Here is a 16,118-nt window from a genome sequence, read left to right on the forward strand (position 1 = left end):
GCACAAAGGCGCAACCATGGCCCGCCCGGCTAGGGACGCGGATCAGAGGAAGTCGAACAGCGACAGGCGGTTCACCTGGGTATAGGTCTGCTGCGCGGCCTGCAGGGCCACCTGCTGCTGGTTGAAACGGCTGATCGCCTCGGCATAGTCCAGGTCGCGAATCTCGGAGACGGCACTGTTCAGGTCCACCAGCCGGTCCTCGTTCAGATCCTTTTGCTGGTCAAAGGTCTTCAGGCGCGAACCGACTTCGGCCCGGATGTCGCTGAAGTTGCCCAGTACCGCATCCAGGTCGGCCAGCGCGGTGTTGCTGGCCGTCGCCAGGTTGGCCCGGCTGTTGCCGCTGGCGCCACCCTCTTCCAGGGCCGCAATGATCGCGTCCAGGGTCTCGAACACGCTCTTCTTCTCCGCCGGACGTGACACGACTTCGTCCCCTTCCTCCGGGGTGCCGCTCAGCGTGATGCTGCGCCCATCGAAGGTAATTGCTTCGCCGGAAACGTAGGGCCCACTGGCGACTGGATCGCCACTTTCGTCCTCAATCCGGTATTCGATCTGCTCCCCCACCTCCTCGAAAGTGATGGTATAGGTCTGATCCGTCAGCGCGGCGGAGTCATTGACTCCGGTCTGCTCGACCACCAGGCGGCTGCCGGGCCCACGATTCGTGACCTCGGCCCCGACACGCCCGTCATTCTCGGGGATGTCCATGAACACGCGCGCGCCAGTGTCGCCCACCGGGATCTTCCGGTTGGCCGAGATCGCGACTTCGCGGACACTCCCCGTCCCTTCCGCCCCCTTGTAGTCCACCGCACCCGCGCCATCCTGCTGGAAGGGCTGCTGCAACGACTTCGTACCGGCGAAGAGGTATTCGCCGTTCGGGTCCTTGGTGTTCGCGATGTCGAACATCCCTTCACGCAGCTGGCGCAGTTCGCCGGCGAGGTAGCTACGGGTCTCGTTGGTCTGGCTATCGTTATTGCCGGCAACCACCAGCTCGCGCGCCCGCTGCAACAGGTCCGTCCCGCTTTGCAGGGCCGATTCCTCCTGCTGCAGGCGCGGCTGGGTGTTGTCGATGTTGCGCTGGTACTGCTTGGTGGCCTGGATGATGCGTTCGAACTGATTGACCTGGGTCGCACCGCTCGGGTCATCGGACGGCGACAGGATGCGCTCGCCCCGCCCCATCTGCAGCGAGGTCCGGTTGAGCTCCGTCTGGCCGCGCTGGATCTGGTCGATCCCGGTCTGGAAAATCTGGGTGGTCGAGATGCGCATGTTCGTGTCTCCCGGTGGGCGCTAGCGGCGGACCGCGCCGAGCAGTGAATCGAACAGCGAATTGCTGACCGAGATGACCTGGGCCGCCGCCTGATAGGCCTGCTGGTAGCGGATCAGGTCCGCCGCCTCTTCGTCCAGATTGACGCCGGAGACCGCTTCGCGCTGGGCACGCGCCTGCTCCAGCTGCGCATCGGCCGATTCCTGCGCGACCTGCGCCTGGCGCGTGCGTGTGCCGACATTGGCCAACAGGCTGTTGTAGCCATCCCCGAAGGTACGGTCACCACCCACCAGCCGCTCGTCCGACAGATCATTCATCGCCAGCATGTTGCGGTTGTCACCCGGATAGCCCTCGTTGCTGCTGACCTCGAAGGTATCGCCGTCGGCTGGCGTACCGCGGATCTCCATCTGCCAGCCATTGAAATCGATGGTCGTCACGCCATTGTCACCAAGCTCGAAGGTTTCGCCTCCGACAAGGAATGCCCCGTTAGGCCCGATACCCGCATCGAATTCAATCTCGTCCGGCTCGTCGGGGGGGATCGATTCCAGATCAATCCCCGCATCAGTGGCACGAACAGACGCGATCGATGCATCCCCAGTATTGTTCTCGCCAAGGTCCGCCCTCACGGCGGCGGCTGCGGCGATACCCGAAGGGTCCGTCATCTCCACCGAGAGATCCCGTGCGCCATTGCGAGTCGGCTGGATCAACCAGCCATCCCCTTCCTCCTGTCCGTCAATTGTAGCGGTATCCACAATGATCCCGTCCGCCTCAAGGACTCCATTGCCACTCGCCACGACCTCACCATCCGACAGCTTCCGCAGTTCATAGTCCGTACCGTTATAACTTAGGCGGTAATCGGACGTGGTCAGGTCGCGCACGTCGCCGAATTCGACAGAAGGAACATCATCAGACCCATTGCCGGGGAATCCGCGCACCGCCGGATCGCCGATCCCGAAGATATCCCCGCCCAGCCCGTCGTTCAGATCCAGCCCAAGGTTGTTCTGGTTGTTGAATTCCTCTCCGATGCTGATCGCGAGGCGGCCCAGGGTGTTCTGGGCCTCGTCGATGATGCCGCTGCGGGTCTCCAGCAGTGCACCCAGCTCGCCGCCCTGGATGAAGCGGGAGATGTTGACCGGATCGCCGCTGGTGGCCAGCCCGATGTCCGGCGAACGCGGATCACCGGTCAGCGACTCGGCTACCAGTTCGCGGTTGTTACCGCCCAGTACCAGCGCCTGGCCGTTGCCGACGAACACATTGACCGCACCGTCATCCTGCTCGGTGATGCGGACGTTCACCTTCTCCGCCAGCTGGTTCAGCACGCGGTCGCGCTGGTCCAGCAGATCGTTCGGGGTGCCTTGGGTGGACTTGGACACGATCTCGCGGTTGAGCCCGGCGACCGCCTCGGTCAGCGAGTTGATCTCGTCGACGTTGGTGCGGATCTGGCCGTTGATGATGTCGCGCTGCTCCTCGATGCGCCGGTCGATCGAGGCGAATCGCTCGGCCAGAGACTCCGCTTCGGTCAGGAAGACCGTGCGCGCGGCGCTGGAGGTGGGGTCGTTGGCCAGATCCTGGCCGGCGTCGAAGAAGTCCTGCAGCACCGGCGTCAGCCCGGAACTGGAGCTGCCCAGCAGGTCGTCGATGCGCCCGGCCAGCGACGCCTTCAGCTCGGCGTTCGACTGATCGGAGATCGAGTTGCGCAGCTGGGTATTCACAAAATCGTCGGAGATACGGCGGATCGTGTCCACCTGCACGCCCTGACCCTGGAAGCTCCCGCCCAGGAACTGCGGCGTCAGGTTGGACAGCTCGGTGCGCTGGCGGCTGTAGCCTTCGGTCGCCGAGTTCGCGATGTTGTTGCTGGTGGTGCCGATCGCGCGCTGGAACGCCAGCAGCGCGGAGGTGCCGATGCCGGACGCGCTCATGCCCGTGCCTCCCGCGACAACGCCTGTTTAATCATCGGACTGGGCCGTTTCTGCTTCATGCTCTACCCCTTGGTACGGGTAACGGCCGCATCGGCCGCGACTTGAGTCGATCCGTTGTCACGATGCGCGGCCATCTGGTCGCGCACCCGCAGGACCTTGTCCGCGTAAGCCGGGTCGGTGGCATAGCCGGCATCCTGCAGCTCGCGGATGTACTGCGCGTCATCGCCGGCCTGCAGGGCCCGGTGGTAACGCGGGTTGTTACGAATAAAATCGACGTAATCGGAGAACGACTCGGACGGATCGGCATAGGCCCGGAAGCGTGCCTGTTCGCGCTGGGCGACGCCCTCGCGGAACTCCAGCGTGCCCACGGAGACGCGATCGCCATCCCAGCGGCTGTCGGCCTTGATCCCGAACAGGTTGAAACTCGGCTGGCCGTCGGCCCGCGACGGCACGTGCTGCCCCCAGCCGGTCTCCAGCGCGCTCTGCGCCAGCAGGATGCCGGGCTCGACGCCCAGCTCCGCCGCGGCATCCCGCGCCAGGGGTTCCAGGGTCTGCACAAAGTCCGCGGCGTCCCGCGGCGGCCAGGCGATGGGGGCCGGTTGCGGCGCCGCCTTGCGAGCCGCCTCCGGCGACACAGCTTCCGGGCGTTGCGGGCCCACCGGGCGCAACTCGAATTCCGCCTCGCCCTGTAACGCCCGCAGGGTATCCAGCTCCGACCGTCGACGCGGCATTTCCAGGGCCGCCTGGCGATCCGGGTCATTCAGTGTCTCGGGATCGACAGGCTGCTGGGCGGAGAGCTGGCGCATCAGGGCATCACGCAGGCCGATGCCGTCGCCCTGGCTCATGGCCTTGGCGAACTCCTGATCCTGCATCTCCAGGTACATCTCGCTCTGGTCGTTGTCGAACAGGCCGTCGCCCAGAGAGGCCTCGCGCATCTGCTTGAGCATCTGGCCGATCAGCATGGCCTCGAACTCGCGGGCCACGGCCTCCAGACCCTTCTGATCGCCCGAACGCGCGCCCCGGGCCAGGTCCTGCAGACCACTGGGGTCCGAGGCCATGGCCGCGCGGGCCTGCATCTGGGTATCGACACCCGAACCAATCATCAGATCACCACCAGCTCCGCGCGCAGGGCACCGGCCTCGCGCAGGGCCTCCAGGATCGCGACCAGATCGCCCGGCGCCGCGCCCACGTTATTCACGGCGCGGACAATCTCGTCCAGCGAGGTGCCCGGGTCGAACAGGAACATGGTGTTGTCGCCCTCCTCGATCGCGATGTCGGTATCCGGCTGGATGGCGGTCTCGCCCTCGCCGAAGGGCGCGGGCTGGACGACCTGAGGGGCCTCGCTGATGGTCACGGTCAGGCTGCCGTGGGAGACGGCGGCCGGGGTCACCTGCACACTGGAACCGATCACCACGGTCCCGGTACGCGAGTTGACGATCACGCGCGCCGGCGGCGTGCCGCGTTCGATCGGCAGGTTCTCCAGTTCGGCCACGAAACCGACCCGGTGATCCGGGTTCGCCGGCGCCCGCACCCGCACCGACGAGCCGTCGAGGGCATGGGCCACGCCATGGCCGAAGGTATCGTTCACCGTCTGCACCAGGCGGTTGGCGGTGGTGAAATCCGGTCGGTTGAGGTTCAGGGTGACGTGATCGCCCTGGGCGAACGCGGTCGGGACCTCGCGCTCCACGGTTGCGCCGTTGGGGATACGGCCGACGCTGGGCACGTTCACGGTGATGCGCGAGCCATCGGTGCCCTCGGCGCCAAAGCCACCCACGATCAGATTGCCCTGGGCGATGCTGTAGGTCTGACCATCCGCCCCCTTCAACGGCGTCATCAGCAGCGTGCCGCCGCGCAGGCTGGTCGCGTTGCCCATGGACGACACGGTGATATCGATCCGCTGACCCGCCTTGGCGAACGGTGGCAGTTCAGCCGTGACCATCACCGCGGCCACGTTGCGCAGCTGCGGGTTGCCCGCATCCGGCGTCAGCCCCAGCTGGCCCAGCATGTTGTTCAGGCTCTGCACGGTGAACGGGGTCTGGGTGGTCTGGTCCCCCGTACCATCGAGGCCGACCACCAGGCCATAACCGATCAGCTGGTTATCCCGCACGCCGGAGACGCTGGCCACATCCTTGACCCGCTCCATGTAGCTGCGCTCTTGCATGGCCACCTGCTGCTGCATCGCAGTCTGCGCCGAGACCGCGGCGCTCCCCAGCCCCGCCACCAGCAGCGCCGCCAGGAGCAGTAGCCCCAGCCGGCGCCAGCCGCCGAACGGCGCAGCCGGAAGGCCTGAAGCGCGTTGTGTCGTGCGTGTGGAATCCATGTCGTACCTCGCCACGGTCATGCCGGGTCAGAAGGGCCAGATCGGGCTGTTGAAGAAACGCGTGATCCACCCGGGTGTGTTGCTGTCCGCCAGTACGCCGGAACCGCCGTAGTACACGCGGGCGTTGGCCACCTGGGTGGAGAGCACGGTGTTATTGGTCGTCACATCCACTGGGCGCACGATGCCGCGAAAGCGCACGTACTCCTCACCCTGGTTGATGCCCAGCCATTTCTCGCCCTGCACGACCAGGTTGCCGTTCGCCAGTACCTCGGCCACGGTCACGGTGATCTCGCCGTCGAGCTGGTTGCTCTGCGACGAGTCCCCGGACCCGTCGAAGTCCCGCGAACTCGAGTTGCTCGCCCCAAACAACGGGCGACCGTTGAACGTGGCATCGCGGCCGAAGGCCGAGAGATTGCCCAGCTCCAGGTTGGAATCCTTGCCGGTGGAAGTCGACGCCGACTTCTGCGCGTTGGTGCTCTCCGCCAGGATGACCGTCAGGATGTCGCCGACATTGCGCGCCTTGTAGTCCTCGAACAGCCCCTGGGAGTGGGCGGCCTGGTAGATGCCGCCATTGTTCTGCGACTGCGGGACCGGCTGCGCCGGCATCACCGGCTGGTACTCCGGGTTGTCGTCCGGCTTGGTCGTCTGGGTGGCGGCGCAGGCGGACAGCAACAATGCGGCGGTCACGGCCAGGGCCAGGCGGAGAACGGTTCCGAGGCGCGTCATCAGATCACCCGATGGTCTGGTTGACGAACTGCAGCGACTGGTCGGCCGCGGAGATCGCCTTGGAGTTGACCTCGTAGGCGCGCTGGGTCTCGATCATGTTCACCAGCTCCTCGGCAATGTTCACGTTCGAGGTCTCCAGTGAGCCCTGCACCACGGTGCCGGTGCCGTTCAGGCCCGGCAGGGACTGCTGCGCCACGCCCGAGGCCGCGGACTCGCGGAACAGGTTCTCGCCCACCGCCTGCAGGCCGGCCGGGTTCACGAAGTCCGCCAGCTGGATATTGCCCAGCTCCACCGGGGCCGCCTGCCCCGGGATCTGCGCCGTCACCGTGCCGTCCTTGCCGATCGAGAGGGACTGGGTGTCCTCCGGCACGAACAGGCCCGGCTGCAGCGGGTAGCCATTGGACATCACCACCTGGCCGTCCGAATTCAGCTGGAAGCTGCCGTCGCGGGTGTACCCGACGTCGCCGTCCGGCAGCAGGATCTGGAAGAACCCGCGGCCCTCGATGGCCATGTCCAGCGAATTGTCCGTCTGCTGCAGGTTGCCCTGCTGGAACATCTTCTCGGTGGAGACGGCGCGCACCCCGGTACCGATCTGCAGGCCCGAGGGCAGCTGCTGATCCTGAGTGGCCTGGGCGCCTGGCTGGCGCACGGTCTGATAGATCAGATCCTCGAACACCGCCCGGTCCTTCTTGAAGCCGGTGGTGTTCACGTTGGCCAGGTTGTTCGAGACCGTCGACATGCGCGTGTGCTGCGCGTCGAGGCCGGTCTTGGCGATCCACAGTGCCTGGTTCATGGTGTTCTCCTGTCGTTACTCTCGAAGCCGCCCATCAGCCGAGGCCGAGCAAGCGGTTGCTGCTTTGTTCCAGCGTGTTGGCGCTGTCCATCATCTTCACTTGCATCTCGAAGTGGCGGGACAGCTCGATCATCCGGGTCAGCGCCTCCACGGTGTTCACGTTGCTGCCCTCCAGCATCCCGGAGATCACACGCACCTCGGCATCCGCCGGCGCCTCGCCCCCTTCCGCCAGGCGGAACAGGCCGTCATCCCCGCGCTGGAGCTCGTCGGTGTCCGGGTTGACCAGGCGGATGCGTTCCACCGCCGCCAGGGCCTCCGGGCCCACGCCCAGGGGGCGCACGCTGATGGTGCCGTCAGTGCCGATCTCGATCTGCTCCGCCGGCGGGATGGCAATCGGACCGCCATCCCCCAGTACCTGGTGACCCTGCGCGGTGCGCAGCAGCCCGAAGGCGTCCACATGCAGCGAGCCGGCGCGGGTGTAGCCTTCCTCCCCGTCCGGGCCCTGCACCGCGATAAAACCTTCGCCCTCGATGGCGATATCCATGTCGCGCCCGGTGCTCTGCATCTTGCCCTTGCTGAAGTCCACCGCATCGTTGCCGATCTGGGTGTAGTCGCGCGAGGCATGGCCCGGCCCGCGCACCGGCAAGGTATCTGCCGTAGCCAGGGCCTGACGGAAGCCGTCGGTATTGGCGTTGGCCAGGTTGTGGTTGTTGATGGCCTGTGCGTGCATCGTCTCCTTCGCACCGGACATCGCGATGTACAGAAATCGATCCATGCTCAAGCCCTCTTCAGCGTCTCATCCGCCACTTAACGGATGTTGATGATCGTCTGGGTGACCTGATCGGCCGTGGAGATCGTCTGCGCGTTCGCCTGGAAGTTGCGCTGCGCAGTGATCAGATTCACCAGCTCCTGCGCGATATCCACGTTGGAAGCCTCCAGCGCTCCGGCCTGTACGGAACCTAGGTTGCTCGACCCTGGACGATCCAGTCGCACGTCACCCGCCGCGAAGGTTTCGGCCCAGTTGTTGTCACCTAGCTGTTCCAGACCCTGAGGGTTGGGGAAATTCGCCAGCGCCAGCTGGCCGAGAACCGAGGACTGACCATTGGTGAAGCGCGCGAACACTACACCGGTCTGATCGATATCGATGCCGGTCAGCTGGCCGGAGGCGAAACCGTCCTGATTCAGGTCGTTCACCGAGAAATCACCACCGAACTGCGTCGTACCGTCGAAGTCGATATCGAAGACCAAATCATCCGCGCCGTCCAAGCTACCGCCCGGGACAGTAAGGCCTTCAGCCCCGGGGATGACACCGTCCAGCTGACCACTTTGGTCAAACTCCAGTCGTAGCGCAGATGCTGGATTGCTAGTAACCGGGTCAATCGGGTACTCGACCTCCTGCAACTCACCATTCTCGTCACGCACCGCAACATGGGCATTCCACTCGTTCTGGTCCGTCTTCACGAAGTAGAGGTTGGCGTCCCGCGCAATACCCAGGGAGTCATACATCGTGAGCGAGGTGGAGAAGTTGTAGGTCTCCGGGTCCTCGAGATCGAAATCGTCCGGATCGTCACTCAATGTCGCCGCATCCGAACGCAAGTTAATCAGTGCCTCAAGGTTTTCGGTGGCCTGGGGAGCGGCCGTATCGGTTTGCAGACGCAAATCCCCGAGATTCGTACCCCCCGCCTCGTCATAGCCACGCAGGCGCAGACCCTGGTTGTTTACCAGATAGCCGTCGCGGTCCACCTGAAAGGCCCCAGCACGGCTGTACACCGTGCTGCCCTGGTCGTTCAGGACGAAGAAGCCCTCGCCGTTGATGGCCAGGTCCAGGCCGTTCTCGGTAAACTCCGTCCGACCCTGCGAAAACTGCTGGGTCACCGCCTGCAGGCGCGTACCGGAACCGATCGCCGTCTGGCTGATGCCGCCGAAGCTCTGGGCAAACACGTCACCGAATTCCGCCCGCGAGCGCTTGAATCCGGTGGTCCCGGAGTTGGAGACGTTGTTGCCGGTGGTCTGCAGGTCGGCCTGGGCCGCGTTCAGTCCGCTCAATCCGATATTGAAGGGCATGGGGTGTTTCCTCCGTTAGGGTTCGTTCGACGCGCGCCGGCCGTTAGCCGCCAATCCGCCGTACATCCGAAAAGCTGATCTCGCCCAGGCCTTGCACGGTCAGTGCCAGCCCGGAATCATTGCCCACCGCGACGCTCTCCACGCGGGCATCCAGGAAGGTATCCACGGCCTCGGACTGGGTCCCGGAGCGGGCCGTGGCCTTGAACTCGTAGACGCCCGGGGGTGCGAAGGTCCCGTCGTCGCGCATGCCGTTCCAGCTGAACTCCTGCAAGCCGCTGCCGGCGGCGCCCAGGTTCATGCGGCGGATGCGCTCGCCGTTCGGGCTGTACACGTCGATCTGCAGCTCCTCCGTGGAGCGATCCAGGTCCACCGCACCCTTGACCATGCCGTCCGGACCCAGCTCGCCGAATTCGACGGGAACCAGCACGTCCTTGCCTACCAGGGAGGCGGCCTGCAGCGTCTGGTTCTGGCCCAGCGACTGCGCCAGCTGCTGGAAGGATTTGGACAGCTCCTCGATGCCGGTTACGGTCGAGAACTGCGCCATCTGGCCCAGGAAGTCGCCGTTGTCCATCGGCTCCATTGGGTCCTGATTCTCCAGCTGGGTCGTCATCAGCTTGAGGAAGTCGGACTGGCCCAGGCGGTCCATGTCCTTGTCCTGTTTCTGCTCGGGGCGCGAGAGGCCCAGGCGATCCAGCAATTCGGGGGATATCTGTGTCATCGATGGCTCCCTAGCCTTGACCGATCTGCAATGTGCGCTGGAGCAGCTGACGCGAGGTCTCCATCACCTCCACGTTGGCTTCGTAATTGCGCGAGGCGGACATCATGTTGGCCATCTCCTCCACCACGCTGATGGCCGGACGGAAGATGTAGCCCTCCTCGTTGGCCTGCGGGTGATGGGGTTCGTAATGCGCATGCGGCGCCGCCTGCGACTCGGTCACGCCGGCCACCCGAACGGCCGTCGACGAACCGTTCGGGTTGGCCTGGTCCATCACGCTCTGGAACAGCACCTGCTTGGCGCGATAGGCCTCGTCGGGGTTGGTCGCGGCGGTGTTCGCGTTGGCCAGGTTCGAGGCCACGGTGTTCAGGCGCACCGACTGCGCCGACAGCGCCGAGGCGGAGGTATTGAACAGGCTGAAAAGGTTGCTCACGACATCGATCTCCCGATCAGGTCCGCGTTAGCGGTCGCCCCGCAGGGCTTCGCGGATGCCGGAGACCCGGCGATTGAGGAATTCCAGGCTGCTCTGATATTGAACGGCGTTCTCGGCAAAGGCGGCCCGCTCCATCTGCGGGTCCACCGTGTTGCCATCCAGCGACGCCTGCGAGGGGACGCGGTAAAGCGCCTCGACCTGCCCGTTCATCGCGCCAGCGTTGGGGTCGAGATGCGCCGCCTGGCTGCGCGCCATGGGCAAGGTATTGCCGCCGCCGGCCGCGGATTCGAGCACCGCACGAAAATCGATATCCCGCGCCTTGTAGTTCGGGGTATCCGCGTTGGCGATGTTGGAGGCCAGCAGCTCCATGCGCTGCGCCCGCACGTTCACCGCCTGCGGAGAAATACCCATCGCCTTGTCGAGAGAGAGACTCATCGCTTCCGTCCTGTCCGCCCGTGGCGGACCCTCGCTTGGAGAACGGGGCGCACCGATTGCGACCCTTCGCAGGGGAACTGAAGCAATCGTTATGCCATTCTCGAGCGACGTGCCGCAGGGGCGCAGGCACAGTGGGCAGCCAGGGGAAGGGATGGAGCGACTCGCCGTCCGCATTGCACGGGCGTTCCCGGGGATCAGCCCCGGGGCTGGATTACGTCAGGACTTCAGACGAAGTACCGAGCCGTACTCGGTTCGTACGGTCTCGAAGGCCTGGGTGTAGGGCCCTGCGGTCTCGGAAGCGCCAAGAAACAGATACCCGCCCGGATTCATCTGCCGGGCGATAGCGTCAAGAACCTGTCGCTTGGTGTCGCCCGAGAAATAGATCAGCACATTACGGCAGAACACCAGGTCGAACTTGCCCAGCGCCGCATAGCTGTCGATCAGGTTGAGCTTCTGAAAGCGACAGCGCCGCTGCACATCCGGGATCACCTTGTGGCCATCCGCGACGGTCTCGAAGAAGCGCGCGCGCCGGCTCTCGCTGAGCCCGCGCACGATGCTCAGGCCGTCGTACACGGCCCGCCGCGCATCGTCCAGGATCTTCTCTGATAGGTCCGTGCCAAGAATGGAAACCGGTACCTTCCGGGCCGGCCGCGATTCTTCCCATTCCGAGACCACCATGGAGATCGTATAGGCCTCCTGCCCACTGGAGCAGCCCGCGGACCAGACCTTGATGCTGCCTCCCTTCGCGGCCAGTTCCGGCAACAGCACGTGGCGCAGGATCTCGAACGGAAAGCCATCGCGGAACCAGGACGTCTCGTTGGTCGTCATCGCATCGATCACGCGGGTGCGCAGACGCGGATTCGGGGCCTGCCGCATCGCATGCAGCAGTTCCGGGACGCTCTTGAAGTCGAACTCGTCGAGCAGCCGCGACAGACGACTGGAAACCAGGTACTGGCGGCTGTCACCCAACACCAAGCCGCAGCAGTCCTGCAGGAAGCGGGAGAACTCCTCGTAGTCGCGGGAATCGATCACCGAGTCATCCCTGAGCGCTGTCCATCGTGATTAGGCATCCTGATGACGAATCCTTGACCGGGGCCGCTTGGCCGGAAAACCGGGGTGATCCAGAAGATCGGATCGAGTATACGGCGTCGCGCGCATGGCACCATACACACCGACTTCCGGCCACCCATCGCCGCTCCGGGCTTGCCGAGCGGCAACGCGGTTCCGCCCGACCGGTCATTCGGCCTGCTGACTCTCGCGCCCGGTCTGATCCAGTACGGCATTGGCCAGCTCATCGGGATTGAACTTGGAGAGAAAGGCATCCGCGCCCGCGCGCTTAACCATGTCGGTATTGAACTCACCGCTCAGCGAGGAGTGCAGCAGCACCTTCAGGTCCTTCAGCGCGGTGTTGTCCCGGATGCGCGCGGTCAGGGTATAGCCGTCCATGCGTGGCATCTCGATATCCGAGATCACCAGTTCGACCTGGTCCCCTACCGGCCCTTCCGTGGCCTTCTGCTCGAGGAAGTCCAGTGCTTCCTGGCCATCCTTGAAGACATCGTATTCGAAACCGAGGCCCTTGATCGCGCCCTCGATCTGCTTGCGCGCCACCACAGAGTCATCGACGATCACGACCTTGCGCCCGCTGGCCTCTCTGGCATTCTCGCGGATGGATGGCGAGACCTCGCTGGGCAGCGGATTGACGATGGAGAGCACCCGTTCGACGTCGATGATCTCGACCAGCTTGTTGTCGATCTCCGTGACGGCCACGAGGAAGGATTCGCGCCCGGTTCCGCGCGGGGGCGATTTCACATCCTGCCAGTTCACGTTGACGATGCGATCCACCGCCGACACCCAGAAGCCCTGCACCGAACGATTGAACTCGGTGACCACCACTTTCTGCTCCCCGTTGTCGACCGCCCCGACGGCGCCACGCAGGCCCATCGCTCGCGCCAGGTCAATGATCGGCACGGTACCGCCACGCAGCGACGCCACCCCGCGCACCACGCCCATGGAGCCGGGAATCTGACGCAGCGGCGGCGACGGAATCACCTCGCGGACCTTGAAGACATTGATCCCGAAGGTCTGCGACCCGCCCAGATGGAACAGCAGAAGCTCCATGCGGTTCTGCCCCACCAACTGGGTTCGCTGATTCACATCGTCAATGAATTGACTCATCGTGCCGCTCTCCTTGCCCCGATTGCTCTAGGGAAACACTGATTAATGTACACGCTCGCGCTCGAGTCGCTTTTGCGTGCGAACAAGGCGCGGCGACTGCCGTGCAGTCATTCTGCACAAGGGAGCCGCAACGCCGTGCGCACGCAAAAGCGGCCGAGCCCCTGCTTTTCAAAGGATTGTGGGGTTGGTACCCCAGGTTCCCCGATCCTGCGTTGCGCCGCTTGCGGGTAGAACCACTACCCGCTGCACGACGCGCCTTGTCTCGGGGAACCTGGGGTACCAACGCGAGTGCGTACATTAATCAGTGTTTCCCTAGGCACCGGACAGGCCTCAAAGGCCAAGTGTGCACCGCGCAACCCCGGCCTGTCATTTGCATTTGCGTGCATGCGCCTTCTGACGCCGCCTCATGGCCATAACGGCCGCCCGCGACGGTCCTTGAATGCGCGCGCGGCGCGAGATGCCCATTCATTGGCACGACATCTGCATGTTTTTGCGTACTGAAACTGCACGCGACTCGCTCGACATCGACGCAAGATCCGTCAAACCCGAGCCATTCGCGCACAGTCCGACGCCCGCACCGAACTGGCTGCGCAGGACAGGACCAAACAGGACCGCGACATGAACCAGCGCCGACCCATTTCAGAATTTGCTTCCGCTGCCAGGGAGACGCTGATCCGTTCGCTCGTTCGCGTTGGGGCCTCATTCGTTCCAGGAAAAGGCGGGCCCTCCGGTGCCTCGCCAGCGAGCGTGATCGACTCGAGCGCAAACGTGCGAGCCATTCCGCGTCTCCTTGCCGGCGTCACCCTCTTGTTCATCCTGGTACTGCTGTCTACCAGCGTCCGGGCCGAAGTCCACCCGGTTGACGACATCCGCCACGCCGCCGAGCAGTTCCTGATTCAGGAACTGGGCGTTACCGATACCGAGAAGGATGTTTCCATCGAGATTGGCCAGCTCGACAAGCGTCTGCGCCTCGTCCCCTGCACGGACGGCCTGGAAGCGCGTTTCCCACCCGGCGGTCGGAGTGACGGCAACACCGCTGTCCATATCCAGTGTGCCGGCCCGGTGACCTGGCAGTTATACGTGCCGGCGACGGTCGAACGTTACGCCGAAGTGCTGGTTGCGAACCGTACCCTGCCGCGCCAGCACACCCTCTCGGCGGGCGACCTGCGTTTCCAGCGAATCGAGACCTCGCGCCATGCCGGCAGTTATCATGAGGAAAAGAATGCCCTGATCGGCCAGCAGACCCGGCGCAGCATCCGCCCGGGTCAGATCATCGGAACGCAGCACGTGAGCCCGCGCGAGATCATCAGTCGCGGCCAGCGGGTTACCATCCTGGCAGAGAACGGCTCGATCGCCATCCGCATGCAGGGCGAAGCGCTGGAGAACGGGACGCTGGGCGAGCGAATCCGCGTCAAGAACGCATCCTCCGGGCGCGTCGTCGAAGGCGAAATCCAGGCCTCCGGCCACATCCGGGTAGCGCTTTGAGGCCTCGACCCACCAGGCACGCCAACGATCTTCGAAGCGGACTGTGAAGCCCGTTACACTTTTCCGCCCCCGAGGCCTACAGTTTCAGCAACGCTGGCCGTAAACAATTGCAGCACAGTTACAACGACAGGAAGGCATCATGGATATCAAGGGCCTCAATACGAACAGCCTGCGCCCCGACAACCAGAACCCCGGGGTAAAGGGTCGCGACGAGTCCGCCAACACGGCAAGCCGTGCCCCGGCCTCCGGTAACGCATCGACGGCAAACAATGATTCGGTCACGCTCACCGGGGCCGCCCAGGCAATGAATGCCGCGGCCGGCGCGGGCGACACCGCCCCCTTCGACGCCGCCCGCGTTGCAGAACTGCGCGAGGCGATCTCCAGCGGCAACTATCCAGTGGACAACCAGCAGCTGGCCGATCGCATGATCGACCTCGAAAGCCTGCTGCGCTAACCCGGTCTATCGCCCATGAATGCCGACGCGCACCATAAACTGCAACGCTCGCTCGAGACCTCAATCCGGCTGGCTCATCAGCTGGAAGAGAGTCTGCTAAAGGAGACGCGCGCGGTCGAAGCGCGCCAACCCGATACGCTGCAGGACGTGGTGACCGGCAAGCAGACCCTGCTGCATGAACTGGAAACCGAGACACGCAACCAGCAAGGCCTGGTCGAGGCCGCCGGCGAGGCCTTCAGCCCCGAGGGCGTCGCACGCCTGTTCTCGAAGATGGACGATGGCGTCGTACTGAACGACCTGTGGCAGGCCCTGCGCCAGTCCATCGAACGCTGCGACACTCTGAATCATGGCAATGCGCGCCTGATCGACCGTGACCGCCAGCGCGTGGAACTCTCCATGCAGATCCTCCGCGGCGAGGAAACCGGCCCCGCGGCCACCTACGACCCGTATGGCCGCGCCCGGCCCGGAAACCGCGGCGGACGCCAGATCACCCAGGCCTGAGAGCCCGGTCCTGGTGGAGGCTGGCTTTTCGCGGCATCCACCAGTACCTTGCGTCCTCACACCTTCCTAACACTTCGGACGCATGGACGACACGGACTATACCGTCGATAAGCCGGACCGGATTGCCGGCATCCTCAAGGACCTCGACCACAAGCTCACCGTCGTGAGCGTTCGCGTGGATACCGACGGCCCCCTGTACACCTCGGCCCTGGTCCGTCTGGACCCAGCCGCCAAGGAACTCTTTCTCGACGAGCTGACCCCGCCTCGGGCGCACCAGCAGGTTCAGGCCGGCATGGACTTGCGCGTATTCGCGGCGCTGCGCGGGGTTGCAGTACGATTCGGCACGCATGTAACACGCATCGAGCAGGAGCAAAAAGGCGCGCTCTACGTCTGCACCTATCCGGAAACTCTTTACTACCTGCAACGCCGCGAAACGTTCCGCGTGCACATCCCGATGGCCCAGCGGCCTCAGATCGAACTCCATGCAAAGGCCTGGAAGGATCCCGTGATTGGCGAGGTTGCCGACCTCTCTGCCCAGGGCATGTGCATCGAGTTGTCCACCACCCTCCTGGATGCGCTTGAGGACCAGGCGAACCTGGCCTTCGAGAACCTCTTGCTCCCCGATGTCAGTGAACGCCTTTCCGGGGACCTGCGGCTGGCCAACCGTCGCCGCAGCACGCGTGATGGCTTCGAGTTTGCAGGCTTCGAGATCGTCGGAATGACCCAGTGGATGGAACGCCAGACCAACATCGCCCTGCTCCATTACCAGCGCGAAGCGCGCCGCCGCTCGATGGATTGAGCCTGCGCCCAGGCGACGCCGCAACCCGCAACTCCGAACAC

17 protein-coding genes are annotated in these 16,118 nt (G+C 64.5%); 4 read left to right on the top strand and 13 right to left on the bottom strand.

From position 1 onward, the window contains the following. Positions 1 to 42 precede the first annotated feature (42 nt). The 13 genes from flgL to G315_RS0102580 form a co-directional block, all read right to left on the bottom strand. On the bottom strand, positions 43 to 1,260 hold the full coding sequence (flgL, locus tag G315_RS0102520) for a flagellar hook-associated protein FlgL (protein ID WP_019611855.1): 1,218 nt from the start codon (positions 1,258 to 1,260) through the stop codon (positions 43 to 45). Between the two features lie 21 nt (positions 1,261 to 1,281). Continuing rightward, positions 1,282 to 3,177, bottom strand: a complete 1,896-nt coding sequence (gene flgK / locus G315_RS0102525) for a flagellar hook-associated protein FlgK (RefSeq protein WP_019611856.1) — start codon at positions 3,175 to 3,177, stop codon at positions 1,282 to 1,284. A gap of 62 nt (positions 3,178 to 3,239) precedes the next feature. Then, positions 3,240 to 4,280, bottom strand: a complete 1,041-nt coding sequence (gene flgJ / locus G315_RS0102530; protein ID WP_018145471.1) for a flagellar assembly peptidoglycan hydrolase FlgJ — start codon at positions 4,278 to 4,280, stop codon at positions 3,240 to 3,242. Continuing rightward, complete coding sequence (locus G315_RS0102535; RefSeq protein WP_019611857.1) at positions 4,280 to 5,497, bottom strand: flagellar basal body P-ring protein FlgI; 1,218 nt, start codon at positions 5,495 to 5,497, stop codon at positions 4,280 to 4,282. Before G315_RS0102535 ends, flgJ begins: the two co-directional genes overlap by 1 nt. Positions 5,498 to 5,524: 27 nt before the next feature. Beyond that, positions 5,525 to 6,223, bottom strand: coding sequence for a flagellar basal body L-ring protein FlgH (gene flgH, locus G315_RS0102540; protein WP_018145469.1), 699 nt, complete (start codon positions 6,221 to 6,223; stop codon positions 5,525 to 5,527). Positions 6,224 to 6,227: 4 nt separating this feature from the next. Further along, entirely contained in the window at positions 6,228 to 7,016 is a 789-nt protein-coding gene (gene flgG / locus G315_RS0102545) for a flagellar basal-body rod protein FlgG (RefSeq protein WP_019611858.1), read from the bottom strand. A gap of 34 nt (positions 7,017 to 7,050) precedes the next feature. Further along, a complete protein-coding gene (gene flgF / locus G315_RS0102550) occupies positions 7,051 to 7,791 on the bottom strand; it encodes a flagellar basal-body rod protein FlgF (protein ID WP_019611859.1) in 741 nt (246 codons plus the stop codon). A 32-nt stretch (positions 7,792 to 7,823) separates the two neighbouring features. Then, a complete protein-coding gene (gene flgE, locus G315_RS0102555; protein ID WP_019611860.1) occupies positions 7,824 to 9,080 on the bottom strand; it encodes a flagellar hook protein FlgE in 1,257 nt (418 codons plus the stop codon). A gap of 43 nt (positions 9,081 to 9,123) precedes the next feature. Next, positions 9,124 to 9,798 (bottom strand): flagellar hook assembly protein FlgD, encoded by a 675-nt coding sequence (locus G315_RS0102560; protein ID WP_018145465.1) that lies wholly within the window; start codon positions 9,796 to 9,798, stop codon positions 9,124 to 9,126. A 10-nt stretch (positions 9,799 to 9,808) separates the two neighbouring features. Beyond that, entirely contained in the window at positions 9,809 to 10,228 is a 420-nt protein-coding gene (gene flgC / locus G315_RS0102565) for a flagellar basal body rod protein FlgC (RefSeq protein WP_018145464.1), read from the bottom strand. A 27-nt stretch (positions 10,229 to 10,255) separates the two neighbouring features. Then, on the bottom strand, positions 10,256 to 10,663 hold the full coding sequence (flgB, locus tag G315_RS0102570) for a flagellar basal body rod protein FlgB (RefSeq protein ID WP_018169963.1): 408 nt from the start codon (positions 10,661 to 10,663) through the stop codon (positions 10,256 to 10,258). A gap of 216 nt (positions 10,664 to 10,879) precedes the next feature. Beyond that, a complete protein-coding gene (locus G315_RS0102575) occupies positions 10,880 to 11,695 on the bottom strand; it encodes a protein-glutamate O-methyltransferase CheR (protein WP_018145462.1) in 816 nt (271 codons plus the stop codon). Between the two features lie 204 nt (positions 11,696 to 11,899). After that, positions 11,900 to 12,838, bottom strand: coding sequence for a chemotaxis protein CheV (locus tag G315_RS0102580; RefSeq protein ID WP_019611862.1), 939 nt, complete (start codon positions 12,836 to 12,838; stop codon positions 11,900 to 11,902). A gap of 807 nt (positions 12,839 to 13,645) precedes the next feature. Here G315_RS0102580 and flgA point away from each other — a divergent pair. The 4 genes from flgA to G315_RS0102600 all read left to right on the top strand — a co-directional run bounded on the left by flgA (position 13,646) and on the right by G315_RS0102600 (position 16,077). Then, a complete protein-coding gene (gene flgA / locus G315_RS0102585; protein ID WP_026338811.1) occupies positions 13,646 to 14,323 on the top strand; it encodes a flagellar basal body P-ring formation chaperone FlgA in 678 nt (225 codons plus the stop codon). Positions 14,324 to 14,462: 139 nt separating this feature from the next. Beyond that, on the top strand, positions 14,463 to 14,777 hold the full coding sequence (gene flgM / locus G315_RS0102590; protein WP_018145459.1) for a flagellar biosynthesis anti-sigma factor FlgM: 315 nt from the start codon (positions 14,463 to 14,465) through the stop codon (positions 14,775 to 14,777). A gap of 15 nt (positions 14,778 to 14,792) precedes the next feature. Beyond that, positions 14,793 to 15,278 (top strand): flagella synthesis protein FlgN, encoded by a 486-nt coding sequence (locus G315_RS0102595; protein ID WP_019611864.1) that lies wholly within the window; start codon positions 14,793 to 14,795, stop codon positions 15,276 to 15,278. An 82-nt stretch (positions 15,279 to 15,360) separates the two neighbouring features. Continuing rightward, positions 15,361 to 16,077, top strand: coding sequence for a flagellar brake protein (locus G315_RS0102600; protein ID WP_019568523.1), 717 nt, complete (start codon positions 15,361 to 15,363; stop codon positions 16,075 to 16,077). Positions 16,078 to 16,118 lie beyond the last annotated feature (41 nt).

Source organism: Thioalkalivibrio sp. AKL7 (assembly GCF_000381705.1).
Taxonomy (GTDB): domain Bacteria; phylum Pseudomonadota; class Gammaproteobacteria; order Ectothiorhodospirales; family Ectothiorhodospiraceae; genus Thioalkalivibrio; species Thioalkalivibrio versutus.

What these genes read in the sequence shown, in the direction of transcription:
- flgG (WP_019611858.1), bottom strand. Translation starts at nt 7,016, where the DNA reads ATGAACCAGGCACTGTGGATCGCCAAGACCGGCCTCGACGCGCAGCAC.
- flgK (WP_019611856.1), bottom strand. Translation starts at nt 3,177, where the DNA reads ATGAGCGCGTCCGGCATCGGCACCTCCGCGCTGCTGGCGTTCCAGCGC.
- G315_RS0102560 (WP_018145465.1), bottom strand. Translation starts at nt 9,798, where the DNA reads ATGACACAGATATCCCCCGAATTGCTGGATCGCCTGGGCCTCTCGCGC.
- flgF (WP_019611859.1), bottom strand. Translation starts at nt 7,791, where the DNA reads ATGGATCGATTTCTGTACATCGCGATGTCCGGTGCGAAGGAGACGATG.
- flgJ (WP_018145471.1), bottom strand. Translation starts at nt 4,280, where the DNA reads ATGATTGGTTCGGGTGTCGATACCCAGATGCAGGCCCGCGCGGCCATG.
- flgE (WP_019611860.1), bottom strand. Translation starts at nt 9,080, where the DNA reads ATGCCCTTCAATATCGGATTGAGCGGACTGAACGCGGCCCAGGCCGAC.
- G315_RS0102600 (WP_019568523.1), top strand. Translation starts at nt 15,361, where the DNA reads ATGGACGACACGGACTATACCGTCGATAAGCCGGACCGGATTGCCGGC.
- G315_RS0102595 (WP_019611864.1), top strand. Translation starts at nt 14,793, where the DNA reads ATGAATGCCGACGCGCACCATAAACTGCAACGCTCGCTCGAGACCTCA.
- flgH (WP_018145469.1), bottom strand. Translation starts at nt 6,223, where the DNA reads ATGACGCGCCTCGGAACCGTTCTCCGCCTGGCCCTGGCCGTGACCGCC.
- flgM (WP_018145459.1), top strand. Translation starts at nt 14,463, where the DNA reads ATGGATATCAAGGGCCTCAATACGAACAGCCTGCGCCCCGACAACCAG.
- flgB (WP_018169963.1), bottom strand. Translation starts at nt 10,663, where the DNA reads ATGAGTCTCTCTCTCGACAAGGCGATGGGTATTTCTCCGCAGGCGGTG.
- flgL (WP_019611855.1), bottom strand. Translation starts at nt 1,260, where the DNA reads ATGCGCATCTCGACCACCCAGATTTTCCAGACCGGGATCGACCAGATC.
- G315_RS0102535 (WP_019611857.1), bottom strand. Translation starts at nt 5,497, where the DNA reads ATGGATTCCACACGCACGACACAACGCGCTTCAGGCCTTCCGGCTGCG.
- G315_RS0102580 (WP_019611862.1), bottom strand. Translation starts at nt 12,838, where the DNA reads ATGAGTCAATTCATTGACGATGTGAATCAGCGAACCCAGTTGGTGGGG.